We start from the raw sequence: 12,657 nt of genomic DNA, 5'->3' as shown, positions 1-12,657 counted from the left end.
TTGAAATGGAACAAACAAACCTGTACACACAAAAAGAAATTCTCGATAAGGCGCGTGAATTGGCTTCCATGATTTCTCGCACGAATGAAGTAGATTTCTTCAAACGCGCCGAACTGCAAATCAAGCATAATGAACGCGTGCAAGAATTAATTGATACCTTGAAGCAAAAGCAAAAGCAGATGGTTATGTTTGAATCCATCAACAAGCCTGAACTGGTAAAAAAGGTGGAAGGCGAATACAATCAGCTGCACGAAGAGTTGGATTCTATTCCGATCGTAACGGAGTTCAAGCAATCCCAGGTAGACGTAAACGATTTGTTGCAGATGGTGACGAATGTCATCACCAATACAGTATCAGAGCGAATTATCCTGGATACAGGCGGGAATCCGTTGACTGGGGAAACGGGTGGCGGACCGGAGACGAAAAATCATGGGGGCTGCTGCTCTTAAGTAAGGCCTATAAAATAGAAGACCGTACCGAAAGGCTGTCATAATGAGCTTCCAAACAAGTTTCCCAAAATAAAGTGGGTGTTTGCACCCTAGCCGAATGCCCTGCATACAAATGTACAGAAACGTTGTATGGAGGAGGTAACGAAATGTCGGGTACAGACAAAGATCTACAGTGCCGGGAACTAATCGCGAAAGCTGTCTGCGGTAAAGGCCATAAATTCTCCACTACCACCCACACCATCATACCGTCGCAAACTCCTTCGACGATCCTCGGATGCTGGATTATAAACACGAACTTCCAGGCAGAGAAAGTCGGAGACGCGGTTGAAGTATCTGGTACGTGTGACGTCAACCTGTGGTTCTCGTTTGCAAATAACACGCAAACTGAAGTCAAAAGGGAAACTGTCAAGTTCTCCGTACTCGTTCCGCTAACGTTCTTCGACAGAAACTGCAGGGGCGATCTTGAAATTGTCGCTCGCGCCGTGGAACAACCGAAGTGCGTCAAAGCCGAGTTGAGTGGAGGCGGCACAATCACTGTCAAGGTTGAAAGCGAATTTGCGGTAGAAATCATTGGGGAAACAAAGGTATGCGTTGTTGTCTGCAATAGTTGTGATGACAAAGATATTCATATGTTAGGCGACTATGAGGATAATAGTGACGAATTTGATGACTTTGATTCAGCCACAATGCTCGACGAGCTTGACTAAAGAGGAGAGTCACATCTCCTCTTTTTCTTTTTTTTGTTACGGTTGCATCCAGTCTAAGCGAGTGAAGCCGGCTATCCTGCCTCACTCTTTTTTGGGCGCAGACATAGGATAACGAAAGGAAGATAGAGGAGGGTAAAGGCCATGTTTGCACGTGCAAAAGGGAAACGGCTTTTATTGCAGCCAGGGGCAAGAGTGGCAGAGGCGATCTCGGAAAATGCGGAAGAGGCAAAGAAATTTTTGCGCCGACCTGAGATAGGCCGATGGTTGCTCAGACAAAGTGGCATTCCTGTAACGTCATCGCGGAAGGCTCAGCCGGGGTGGCGGACGTACCGAGTCAGTCTGTATCAGGATCATGTGTTGGGCCTAATGAGGAGTATGGAAGAACCACAATGGCTTCTACACCGTTTGGAAGAGCCCGATTATCAGCCGGTTGCACTTTCTACATTCGACCCTGAAATTCACGTGGTGAAAAGCTTAGCTGCACGCAGTCTCTACGCAGCAGGAATCGATGCTGGACAGGTCACGATCGTGGCAGCTTCACCTCACCGATTAAAAGTCGTTCAGGTAGACCCGGAGTGGCTGCAGCAGCAGGCAGATGGTTATTGGCAGAGAGCAAGAGACTGGTGGGAGTCACGGTTACGGTTGCAACCTCAAGAACTTGCGAGAATGGGGGCCGATCCTGAATTTGCACTCAGAAGATCAACAGGCGAAATGGCGCTTGCCTCTGATTATTTAAAGGTCAGCGGCAAGGTCGGGTGTGATACGACCCGATACCGGGAAGAATTGGCGCTGCACCAGCATCCAGTGGCTGAACTCAGACCCGATCCTTCTGAAGATCCTGATGAGCTGTTTTTCCATGTCCTTGAGGCTCTCCAATTGGCAGACAAAAAGATAGGAGATGAGAAGTTAGAATGGGTAGCGGGGGGGATGCCATTTCCTGGTTATCCAATCGGGGGGCATATTCATTTTAGCGGAATAACGGCAACCTTTTCGCTTCGTCGCAAGCTGGATGCTTATCTAGCGCTGCCATTGGTGCTCATCGAAGATTCAGGGTGCAAAGAGCGCAGAGAGCGATACGGTTACCTCGGTGATTGCCGGGAAAAAGCGTACGGATTTGAGTATCGGACATTGCCGAGCTGGCTCGTTCATCCTGATGTAACACGGGGAGTGCTGCACCTCGCGAGACTCGTGGCAACGAGTCATACACAGCTACGTGCGATGCCTCATCTGCAGTTACCGTTGATCAAAGCGTATTACCGCGGTGACAAAGAAGCATTGGGTTCGTATGTTCAAGACATTTGGGATGAACTAAGGCAGTTGCCTGGCTATTTGCTGTCCCGAATTCATTTGGACCGATATTTTTCGTATTTACTGGCAGGTGAGACTTGGCCGGCAACCGATGATTTGCGCAAGACTTGGAATCTTTCTTGAGTTTTCATAACGATCGATACAGATTCAACAATCCGTCCCAAACATGTTATAATAACGGCGAGATTTCTAGGCTAGGAGAAGAAACCAATGGCTCAATATACCCCGATGATTCAACAGTATCTGGCGATCAAAAAAGATTACCCGGATACTTTCTTATTTTTTCGCTTAGGCGATTTTTACGAATTGTTTTTTGATGATGCGATTTTGGCGTCCCGAGAGCTGGAGATTACACTAACAGGTCGGGAAGGAGGCGGCGAAGAGAAGATTCCGATGTGTGGAGTTCCTCATCACGCCGCAGACGGATATATTGCAGAGCTGTTGAAAAAAGGCCACAAAGTAGCAGTTTGTGAACAGGTAGAAGACCCAAAGGAAGCTAAGGGCGTTGTTCGACGGGAAGTGACCCGTGTCATTACTCCAGGAACAATGATGGAGGGCAAGTGGCTTACGGACAAGGAAAATAACTACATGGTCTCATTGGCAAGTCAGGATGGTCGGACAGGAATTGCCGCTTGCGATATGAGTACAGGAGAGCTGTACGTAACATCGCTTCTGGGAGAGGCAGACAGCGTCCTGGATGAGGCACTTCAATACCGTCCGAAAGAACTGGTGTTCTGCGGTTTTTCCACATTGCCCAAGTCCGTTCTGCCCTATACCGTCGTGGAAAGCAATCAGTTGGATCCTTTTGCGGCAGAAAGTCAATATGGAGACCAGGCAAAGGATTTGGATATGGCTATGCGAGCGGCAGTCAACGGCTTGTTGTTCTACATAGGTACCACCCAAAAGCGGAGTCTGGCTCATATGCGACTGCTGAGGAAATACGATGCCAAACAGTATTTGCAGCTGGACGGTTTTTCCAAACGAAATCTCGAATTGACGGAAACAATTCGTGACAAGACCAAAAAGGGATCTCTCTTGTGGCTTCTGGACCGTACGCAGACAGCGATGGGGGGAAGACTGTTACGCAGGTGGATTGAACGTCCCTTACTCAGGCAAGAAGAACTAGACGCGCGCTTGCAAGCGGTGGAGGCGCTCAAAGGAGATTTGCTGCTTCGTGCAGACGTGCGGGCTTGCCTGGACAACGTCTACGATCTCGAGCGGTTGGCTGGACGCATTTCGTATGGAAATGCAAATGCCCGCGATTTGATCCAGCTTCGCTATTCATTAGAAGCAGTACCGGAGTTGAAGCGGCTTTTGACACAAACGGCTTCCCCCGTATTGGCCTCGATCGCGCAAGGCATGGATGATTGTGCAGACATTATAGCTTTTCTGCTTGCTGCACTGGTGGACGATCCGCCCATTTCTGTACGCGAAGGGGGGATGATTCGTACCGGATATGATGAATATCTGGACAAACTCCATTCAGCGAGTCGTGATGGGAAGACATGGATTGCCCAGTTGGAGCAGGGCGAGCGGGAAGCTACAGGCATTCGCTCACTGAAGGTCGGTTTTAATAAAGTATTTGGTTATTACATCGAGGTCTCCAAATCCAATATCGCCAATGTGCCAGCCGGACGGTACGAGCGGAAACAGACGCTGGCCAATGCTGAGCGTTATATCACGCCAGAACTGAAGGAACGCGAAGCCTTGATTTTAGAAGCAGAAGAAAAAATGATTGAGCTGGAGTATCAGCTGTTTGCTGCTGTGCGTAGTGAGATCGCACTGCATATTCCGCGACTGCAAAGCTTGGCAGAGCGCATTTCCTCAGTGGACGTGCTCCAGGCCTTTGCGACAGTCAGTGATGAGCGGGGCTTCATACGTCCGCAATTTACAGATACCGGAGAATACGTGATCGTGGAAGGTCGTCATCCAGTAGTAGAAGCCGTGCTGGAACGCGAAAAATACGTCGCGAATGATGTGATGATGGATCAGACAAAACGCCAGGTATTGCTCATTACCGGGCCAAACATGGCAGGGAAGAGCACATACATGAGGCAAATCGCCTTAATTACGGTGATGGCGCAAATCGGCTGCTTCGTTCCTGCAAAAGAGGCCAAGCTCTCTTTGGTCGATCAAATTTTCACCCGGATTGGGGCGGCAGATGATCTGGTAGGCGGACACAGTACATTTATGGTGGAGATGCTCGAAACAAGACACGCCCTACAAAAGGCAACCAACCGAAGCCTGATTTTGCTAGATGAGATCGGCAGGGGTACTTCTACTTATGACGGGATGGCACTTGCACAAGCCGTAATCGAATACATTTGCCAAAAAATTGGAGCCAAAACGCTCTTTTCCACCCATTATCATGAGCTGACAGGGCTTACTGATACGCTAAGCGGAGTCGTCAATGTAAATGCACGTTGCGAAGAACGGGATGGAAAACTGTTGTTTCTGCATAAGATCGAGGAAGGCAGGGCCGATAAAAGCTATGGGATTCACGTGGCAGAATTGGCGGAAATGCCGGTCTGGGTAATCGAGCGCGCACGCAGTATTCTATCTGGACTGGAGGCTAGCAGTGCAGTAGCTGCTGATGCACAAATGTCACTCGAAGCCCTATGGGCAGCACCAGTCGCTGCAGTACGAGAAGAGCCTGTCTCACTCTTATCTGCTGAGGAAGAACAGATCTTAGCTGATCTGCGCGAGCTTGATTTGAATTCAACGACGCCCATGGATGCCATGATGAAGCTGTTTGCATGGAAGCAACAGTTAAAGAAGAAATAGCATTCGTCAAAAGGGGGGGAGCCTATGGGTAACATTCAATTGCTGGATGAGCATCTTGCCAATATGATTGCTGCTGGTGAAGTAGTAGAACGGCCAGCATCGGTAGTAAAGGAATTGGTGGAAAATGCGATTGATGCCTCTGCTACGACGATCGAGGTACATGTCGAAGAAGGCGGTCTGGAGCTGATACGGATCGTAGATAACGGACAAGGGATGGACAGAGAAGACTGCATTCTTGCTTTTGAGCGACATGCTACGAGTAAAATCAGCCATGCCCGTGACTTGTTTCGGATTCGCACACTTGGTTTTCGTGGTGAGGCTCTGCCGAGTATTGCGGCAGTCTCGCGCATGGAGTTAACGAGCAGTCAATCGAGCAGTCAGGTCGGTACGCGCGTGAATATTGAAGGTGGACAGCTTGGGGAAGCAGTGGATGTCGCCGCAGTAAAAGGGACGGAAATTTGCGTTCGCAGCTTGTTTTTTAATACGCCGGCACGACTGAAATACATGAAATCGATTGCTACCGAGGTAGGACATATTTCCGATTACGTCAATCGGCTAGCTCTGACGCATCCGTCCATTTCTTTTACGCTGACACACAACGGCAAAACACTTCTCCAGACTTCCGGCGACGGCAAACTGCTACATGTCATGGCTGCGATCTATGGCGTTCAAGTAGCGAAGCTGTTGCTTCCGATTTCTGGAGAAACACTTGATTTTCGGTGGAACGGTTTTTTGTCCAAAACGGAGGTCACCCGTGCGAACAGATCGTATCTCTCCACTTTGGTGAACGGGAGATACGTACGCAGCTTTGCGCTGAATAATGCGATCATGCGAGGCTACCATACGCTTTTGCCGATTGGACGCTTTCCAATTGTGGCCCTCCAGATCGAAATGGATCCGACGCTGGTAGATGTAAACGTCCATCCTGCCAAGCTGGAAGCTAAATTCAGTAAGGAAGATGAATTATGCAGTGCGGTTGAACAATCTGTAAAAGATACGTTACGGCAAGGCTTAGGAATCGTCAGACCTATGGTGACTACCCCAAAAGCAAAAGTCGTCAATCAAGTAGTGCAGCCTCAGTTTGACCTGCAGGTACCCAAGCCGACTGTACCGGTATCATCTGTAGTAGAGGCGAGCCCCCGGCTGCAGGAATGGATGGCGAAGCAAGAGATTTCGCAAAAAGAACCAGTACAAACAAGTAGCCAATTGGAAATGGATCCAATATTCTCTCGACCTGCCATCAAGGAGTCAATCGCTTCCTACGCGAACGAGAATGCCGTTTTAGAAAGAGCAACGTCTACCATGGGCACCGAGTCAGTCCAAGAAAGTGGGAAGCAGGATTTACTTGAGGGATCGACACAAGAAGTACGAAACAAGAATGCAGGAGTACCTGATTGGATGTCAGAATCGGATATGGTTGACCATTCATTAACAGACGTCCCAGGAGATGTACGTGATACCTCAGCAGTCCCTGTCATGTATCCTGTAGGACAAGTGCATGGTACCTATATCGTCGCTCAAAATGATGGCGGCATGTACCTGATAGACCAGCATGCTGCGCAGGAGAGGATCTTTTACGAATTTTTCATGAACAAGCTTGCTGGAGAAGACATTGCCAGCCAGATTATGCTCTTTCCTCACACAGTGGAGTATACATCGGCAGAAGCAGTGAAGCTGGAAAAGCGGCTCCCTTTGCTTCAATCGTTTGGGCTGGAGGTAGAGGCTTTCGGAGGTCGCACCTTCATCGTGAGGGCACACCCGCACTGGTTCCCGGAAGGCGCTGAGCTGGAAGTCATTGAAGAATTGCTTCAGTTTGTTTTGGAAGCAGGAGAAAACAATCAAGCAAACGTAGTCCAAATGCGGGAAAAAGCTGCGATTATGATGTCCTGCAAGGCATCGATTAAGGCCAACCGCTACTTGACGCATGCAGAGATGGAAAGCCTGCTGAATCAACTCCGAGAGACTAGCAGTCCATTTACATGTCCTCATGGAAGACCGATTGTGATTCATTTTACGGGATATGATTTGGAGAAAATGTTTAAACGAGTGATGTAAATCATAAAGAATACCGCTTGGAAACTCGGTGTGATAAAAAGGCTTAATAGGCTATATGTGTTTAATGTCATCTGAATACTTGAGTGCCCCAGGCGTTCGGAGACGATTTTGGGGTGCTCACCTAGTCGAAGCATGATGGTTGCATGAGTGTGTCGGAGATTGTGAAATCGAATCTTAGGAATATCCAGAGATCCAACCAGTCTTTTAAAATGGGTATGCACATAATTAGGGTTAAGCGGACTTCCATCCTTCAAAGCGAAAAGCTCATGGTCCTGTTGTTGTAATGCCTTATGATGTTTAAGCTCATGAATAAGTGTTTCTGAAATCGAAATAACACGATTTGAGCGTCCTGTCTTATAAAGTGGAGGTGGTTTTGATCATCTTACAATAAACTCTACTTGAGCTTTAATGCTAACACTTTCCTCGGTATCATTATTTGCTTTAGGTTCTACATCGAAAGATACAAACCCATTAACAACGTAATCCCCTATGGGAAATTCTTTTTTCAACATAATGTTTTTTATAAAGTCAACGTATTCAGGTGGGTCTTGGTCACTATACGCACCGCTTCCTTTGTACTCTTCTTGAATAGGCTTTCCACGGATTAACGTTGTTTTTTTTAGCGGTTGATTCATAACATAGTCGATATTAAAGTTCCTGGTTTTTTCGATTATTGGGAACCAAAATGGAGATGCAGCATGACTAATGGTTATTGAATCATCATCACCTATGTATTCAAGCTCCGCATAAATTTTTACAGGTTTGCCTTTTGAATATTCACTCGCTTGGGTTGCGAGCCGATAAACGAAGTCGCTTTTGGTTTCTTCAACTATTACCTGATATTCTTTGTCGCTGTTGAGAGTCTCTTTGCTATCGTCAGTATCTGATTGAGAAGAACAACCAGTCAATAATGCAACCAATAAAGCACAGACCATAAACAAATTTTTTTTCACATTAAATTCCTCCTTATGTATATTACGAACATATTTATAAAACGTTTCTTATATTCGGTTATTTTCCATCTGTTTAAACAACAGTGTGAATTAGGGAGATAACATGTCATTTTACAAATCAACAAAATGGCGAAGTAAGCGCGAAAATCCGGGGAGGCTTTTTTTAGACCAAGGGCGAACAAATGTTTCTATCAAAGGATCAACTGTGATTTAACTGCATGCTGGCGTCGGTATTAAACCCGCGTCAGCTTGTTTATTGTCCGTTCCTCGTTGTAAAAGCAAATGTAGTCTTCCATTCTTCTTTGTGCCTCTACCACACCTCGAATCTCATAGGGATAAAGCGCTTTCGTTTTGAGATTCGAGAAGAAGCTTTCCGTGGCGGCATTGTCCAAACAATTGCCGCAACGAGCCGATAGGTCCGCTTTTCCTCACGATGTAAGCGAACCGCCTTGGATACGACTTGAACTTCTGCTCCCTGATTGCCATAAAAATGCACCCTCTAGAATGTCATCGGATTTCCAAGGGGTTACGGCCGCATTTACTAGAAAAAATACTGAATTACCAAAAATTGGTCAATGGTTATAGGGGAAATAGGTGTAGTGATTTTCGGGTGAGAATGGAGCTTTTGACAACGGATAGGGAACTGTTATGGAAGCTGAGTTGATGGCGCGCCGTGGACGTTGGAGCATTTAATCCATAAATGCTGGAAAATGATTAACCTGCATTAACTTTGGATAGCAGATCTCCAAGTACTGGAACGTTAAACTACTAATGCCCGTTGTAAAAGAACAGTTCCTTCTGTTCGTTGATGGAACGCCGTGTGCGATGAAAGTCGCACGCACGGTGTAGGCTCGGACGAAAGCCTGGATCAAGGCCGAAGACGAGAATAGCGAACCAGCAGAGCTCCCGGTCGTTTCATGGATTCCCGAAGAAACGGCTGGCGGAGATACTTGGATCAATAAGGGGGAGTATGAGGCAGGATTTTCAGTGAAGGTCAAAAGCACAAAGCCGGGTACGGTGTACGTAGTACCAAATGGAACACCGCAAGACAAAGGGCAAATCGAATTGGCTGCGGTAGGAAGTACAGTTGTATCTGCAGCAGATGAAGCAGCAACGATTTTATTTGTCCCTGAGGAAACGAGGCTCCGCGAGCGAGAGTCCTATCTGATGTATGCTGTGGATAGGAACAACGGACTTGTATCGCTGCCATCTGCCAGCGTATTTACAGTTGATCGGGAAGCACCGATATTCGATCAGGCCGATATAAAAGAGGCAGGATGGCAAGATGGGGAAGACATGAATGAGGCCCGTTACGGAGGAGCCTCAGCGGTCCTGTCTGATGGCGATGTTCTGGTCGTTGGAGGAAACATCTTAAAAACAGGCGAGAGATACGATGTGAAGCGGGAAAAGTGGTCCACCATTGCGGAAATGAATGTGGCTCGGTATGGGCCTGCTGCGGCGCTTTTGCCAGATGGCAGAGTGCTGGTAGTTGGTGGTGACCCTTCTGGAAATCCGAACAATCTGTTAAAGTCGACTGAGATTTACGACCCGGAATCGGACTCTTGGGAGCCTGGTGCATCCATGACGATCGAGCGTTTTAAACCGGTGGCAGTTTCACTTGAAGATGGCAGGGTTCTCGTTACCGGGGGGATGTCTAAAAGAGGTTATCTGAAGTCAGCCGAAATCTACGATCCAGAGACAAATGAATGGACCAAGGCAGCTGACATGCAGGTGGCGCGAGAAGGTTTAGCCGCGACCGTTCTAAATGATGGTCGAGTGCTTGTAGTCGGTGGGGGAAGTACTGGCTTTTTGGATTCAGCGGAGTTGTATAATCCTGAGGCGGATGAGTGGACACTCGTAAGTAACATGCCGGAGGAACGATACAAATCAGTGGCCGTTACCCTCGAAAATGGAAAAGCACTGGTGGCAGGTGGTTATCGAGTGAACACTGCTCTTATGTACGATTCTGAAAAAGATGTATGGGAAGAAACCACATCGCTGCCAGCAAACCGTTTTGAGGCCATGGGCGGACTTTTACCAGACGGAAGGGTCTTACTCGCTGGCGGTTATGATGGAAGAAACGAAAAGACATCGACGCTCATTTATTCGCCACAGCTGAGCGTGGAAATTCCATTCCAAGAGGATGTCGTGCTGCTGGGCGATCAGGATGAATTAATTGACATGCTTTCGTACTCCATTGACGGCGGTAGCTATCTGTCTTTGCGTGACGAAGATCGCCTTTCCTTTTCCACAAATAAGCTACGCATTGTCCTAGATCTCCTGCCTAAAGGGACAAGCATCCAATTCAAGCTGGATGAAGGAGCATTTGTGGACGCAGCTGGCAACCAGAATGAAGAATTAATTTCGGATAGCTACAGGTATATCCCATAAGCATTTCGCTGTGGCTATCTTGTTTTCGTGCATAGCCAAAAAGGCTCTCGGTCCTACGAGAGTCTTTTTGCGTAGGTCGAATGGCGCTTTGTCAAAATCATTCTTCAGCCCGACGCTTGGGGAGGAAAACATGGTATGATAAGGAATGAGGAAGGGAAAACAATTTGGTACAGATTCTATTTGACCACCAAATTAATCCTGCTTACAATAAAAGAGTTTCCGTCCAACTAGGACGAAGACGTAAGGGAAGGAACGGACACGTGATCGTTACGACAGGACTAGAACCCGCTCTTACCACCTTGCGCCATGCAACTGAGTTGGCGAAGCAATTTGGTTTACAGGTAGTACAGCGCAAAGATCTATCCCTCAGCGAGATACGAAAACGGCAGAATGACCAGGAGGTATTGGTGGTTTCCGCACAGGGAGCACGTCTGGAGGTGCCGGGGAAGAAGCCTTTCTTTTTTCACCCGAACACATCTGCTTTTCGTATAAAGCGGCTTATGCGAGGCGATACTGATACTATGCTTGCTGTTTGCCAAATTCATCCAGGGGACACTGTGTTGGATGCAACCTTGGGATTGGGTGCTGATTCGATTGTTTTTTCCTATGCGACTGGCGTAGAGGGAAAAGTGGTTGGCATCGAGTCTGAGCGAGTGCTTGCCATCATGGTAAAAGATGGTCTTCGTCATTGGTCATCTGACTCTGAAGTGTTGATGGAAGCGATGCGGCGTATTGAGGTACGCTGCAATAACCATTTGGAAGAGCTAAAGGGTCTTTCTGATCGTTCTTTTGACGTCGTGTATTTTGACCCGATGTTCGAAATGACGGTTCAGAGCTCATCTGGGATCGCTGGAGTCCGTGAGTTTGCCAATCAGCAGCCGCTTTGCGAGGAAGCTGTTTCCGAAGCTTTGCGGGTTGCCAGAAAACGTGTAGTTTTGAAAGAAGGAAAAACAGGAAGGATGTACGAGCGCTTTGGTTTTATCCCATTTCGCTCTGGCGGCCAGCAGGTCGTGTACAGCTACAAAGAGATAGGTGGAGGGGAGTGACCTTGCAGCAGAGAGAAAAGCTTGTGGTCATCTTGGGCCCGACAGCCGTAGGTAAGACCCAACTCAGCCTTGAACTGGCCAAACAGTTCGAGGGAGAGATCATTTCCGGAGATTCTATGCAGGTCTATCGTGGAATGGACATTGGGACGGCAAAAGCGAGTCCAGACGAGCTGGCCATAGTGACGCATCATCTCATTGATATTAAAGATCCTGATGAGGAATATTCGGTTGCCACCTTTCAGGAAAGTGCAACAAGCCTCATCACCGATATTAATCAACGTGGGTGTCTTCCGTTCATTGTGGGCGGAACGGGTCTCTACATAGAATCGGTTACTCACCGCTTTCAATTTTCCCAGACCTCGCAAGATCCAGAGCTGCGTGAGCGATTGCAGCGGTTGGCTGACACCGAAGGAGCAGAAGCGCTTCATGCGAGGTTGGCGGATGTCGATCCCATAACGGCTCGGCGCTTGCATCCGAATGATGTAAAACGCGTGATACGCGCTCTGGAAATTTACGAGTGCAGCGGATATAAAATGTCTGACTTTCAATTGCGGGCACAGCATTCACCCTATGATGCGGTGATTATCGGGCTGACCATGGACCGCGCCAAGCTGTATGAGCGGATTAATCATCGCGTTGAACTCATGATTGAAGCTGGTCTAATTGAGGAAGTAAGAGGCTTGCTGGATCAAGGGTACGATCCGTCTCTTGTTTCTATGCAAGGACTGGGGTACAAAGAACTGGTACCTTACCTATACGGTGAAATTACGCTTGAGAAGGCAATTAATGATATTCAGAAGCGAACGAGACATTTTGCAAAACGGCAGCTTTCGTGGTTCCGAAGAATGCCCGAAATCGAGTGGTTTGACATGACAGATCCGGCAGACCATCCGAATACCGTGCAAACTATCAAGCAGATATTGGCAGGAAAGTTTCAACAATTGCCGAATATATAACATACAAG

10 protein-coding genes and 1 pseudogene are annotated in these 12,657 nt (G+C 47.7%); 8 read left to right on the top strand and 3 right to left on the bottom strand.

Features of this window, described 5'->3' with window-relative positions:
• The first annotated feature begins 5 nt into the window (after window positions 1-5).
• The 5 genes from ACIFQN_RS18455 to mutL all read left to right on the top strand — a co-directional run bounded on the left by ACIFQN_RS18455 (window position 6) and on the right by mutL (window position 7,303).
• Complete coding sequence (locus ACIFQN_RS18455; RefSeq protein WP_429834488.1) at window positions 6-449, top strand: RicAFT regulatory complex protein RicA family protein; 444 nt, start codon at window positions 6-8, stop codon at window positions 447-449.
• 146 nt (window positions 450-595) lie between these two features.
• Window positions 596-1,156, top strand: a complete 561-nt coding sequence (gene cotE, locus ACIFQN_RS18450; protein WP_429834487.1) for an outer spore coat protein CotE — start codon at window positions 596-598, stop codon at window positions 1,154-1,156.
• Between the two features lie 141 nt (window positions 1,157-1,297).
• Window positions 1,298-2,587, top strand: a complete 1,290-nt coding sequence (locus ACIFQN_RS18445; protein ID WP_429834486.1) for a putative amidoligase domain-containing protein — start codon at window positions 1,298-1,300, stop codon at window positions 2,585-2,587.
• Between the two features lie 87 nt (window positions 2,588-2,674).
• Complete coding sequence (gene mutS / locus ACIFQN_RS18440) at window positions 2,675-5,248, top strand: DNA mismatch repair protein MutS (RefSeq protein ID WP_429834485.1); 2,574 nt, start codon at window positions 2,675-2,677, stop codon at window positions 5,246-5,248.
• 24 nt (window positions 5,249-5,272) lie between these two features.
• Complete coding sequence (mutL, locus tag ACIFQN_RS18435) at window positions 5,273-7,303, top strand: DNA mismatch repair endonuclease MutL (RefSeq protein WP_429834484.1); 2,031 nt, start codon at window positions 5,273-5,275, stop codon at window positions 7,301-7,303.
• On the opposite strand, the pseudogene ACIFQN_RS18430 reads toward mutL, so the two are convergent.
• From ACIFQN_RS18430 to ACIFQN_RS18420, 3 genes and pseudogenes are all read right to left on the bottom strand, one after another.
• Window positions 7,255-7,638 (bottom strand): annotated as a pseudogene (locus tag ACIFQN_RS18430) (tyrosine-type recombinase/integrase); the annotation flags it as partial. The gene mutL and the pseudogene ACIFQN_RS18430 overlap by 49 nt on opposite strands.
• Window positions 7,639-7,680: 42 nt before the next feature.
• On the bottom strand, window positions 7,681-8,256 hold the full coding sequence (locus tag ACIFQN_RS18425; RefSeq protein WP_429834483.1) for a hypothetical protein: 576 nt from the start codon (window positions 8,254-8,256) through the stop codon (window positions 7,681-7,683).
• A 233-nt stretch (window positions 8,257-8,489) separates the two neighbouring features.
• A complete protein-coding gene (locus ACIFQN_RS18420) occupies window positions 8,490-8,648 on the bottom strand; it encodes an IS3 family transposase (protein WP_429834482.1) in 159 nt (52 codons plus the stop codon).
• A gap of 595 nt (window positions 8,649-9,243) precedes the next feature.
• On the opposite strand from ACIFQN_RS18420, the gene ACIFQN_RS18415 reads away from it, so the two are divergent.
• The 3 genes from ACIFQN_RS18415 to miaA all read left to right on the top strand — a co-directional run bounded on the left by ACIFQN_RS18415 (window position 9,244) and on the right by miaA (window position 12,649).
• The gene (locus ACIFQN_RS18415; RefSeq protein WP_429834481.1) at window positions 9,244-10,647 is read left to right on the top strand and encodes a Kelch repeat-containing protein; all 1,404 of its coding nucleotides are present in this window, start codon (window positions 9,244-9,246) and stop codon (window positions 10,645-10,647) included.
• Between the two features lie 260 nt (window positions 10,648-10,907).
• Window positions 10,908-11,693: a class I SAM-dependent methyltransferase gene (locus tag ACIFQN_RS18410; protein WP_429834480.1), complete on the top strand. Its 786-nt coding sequence runs from the start codon at window positions 10,908-10,910 to the stop codon at window positions 11,691-11,693.
• The gene (gene miaA / locus ACIFQN_RS18405) at window positions 11,690-12,649 is read left to right on the top strand and encodes a tRNA (adenosine(37)-N6)-dimethylallyltransferase MiaA (protein WP_429834479.1); all 960 of its coding nucleotides are present in this window, start codon (window positions 11,690-11,692) and stop codon (window positions 12,647-12,649) included. Before ACIFQN_RS18410 ends, miaA begins: the two co-directional genes overlap by 4 nt.
• Window positions 12,650-12,657: the final 8 nt, after the last annotated feature.

Source organism: Brevibacillus sp. NRS-1366, assembly GCF_050467985.1.
The sequence above is the reverse complement of the archived record's forward strand: the minus strand, read 5'-3'. Positions and strand labels throughout refer to the sequence as shown.

Excerpts from the sequence above, each read along its gene's own strand:
- ACIFQN_RS18455 (WP_429834488.1), top strand. The coding sequence starts at position 6 with ATGGAACAAACAAACCTGTACACACAAAAAGAAATTCTCGATAAGGCG.
- mutS (WP_429834485.1), top strand. The coding sequence starts at position 2,675 with ATGGCTCAATATACCCCGATGATTCAACAGTATCTGGCGATCAAAAAA.
- cotE (WP_429834487.1), top strand. The coding sequence starts at position 596 with ATGTCGGGTACAGACAAAGATCTACAGTGCCGGGAACTAATCGCGAAA.
- ACIFQN_RS18445 (WP_429834486.1), top strand. The coding sequence starts at position 1,298 with ATGTTTGCACGTGCAAAAGGGAAACGGCTTTTATTGCAGCCAGGGGCA.
- mutL (WP_429834484.1), top strand. The coding sequence starts at position 5,273 with ATGGGTAACATTCAATTGCTGGATGAGCATCTTGCCAATATGATTGCT.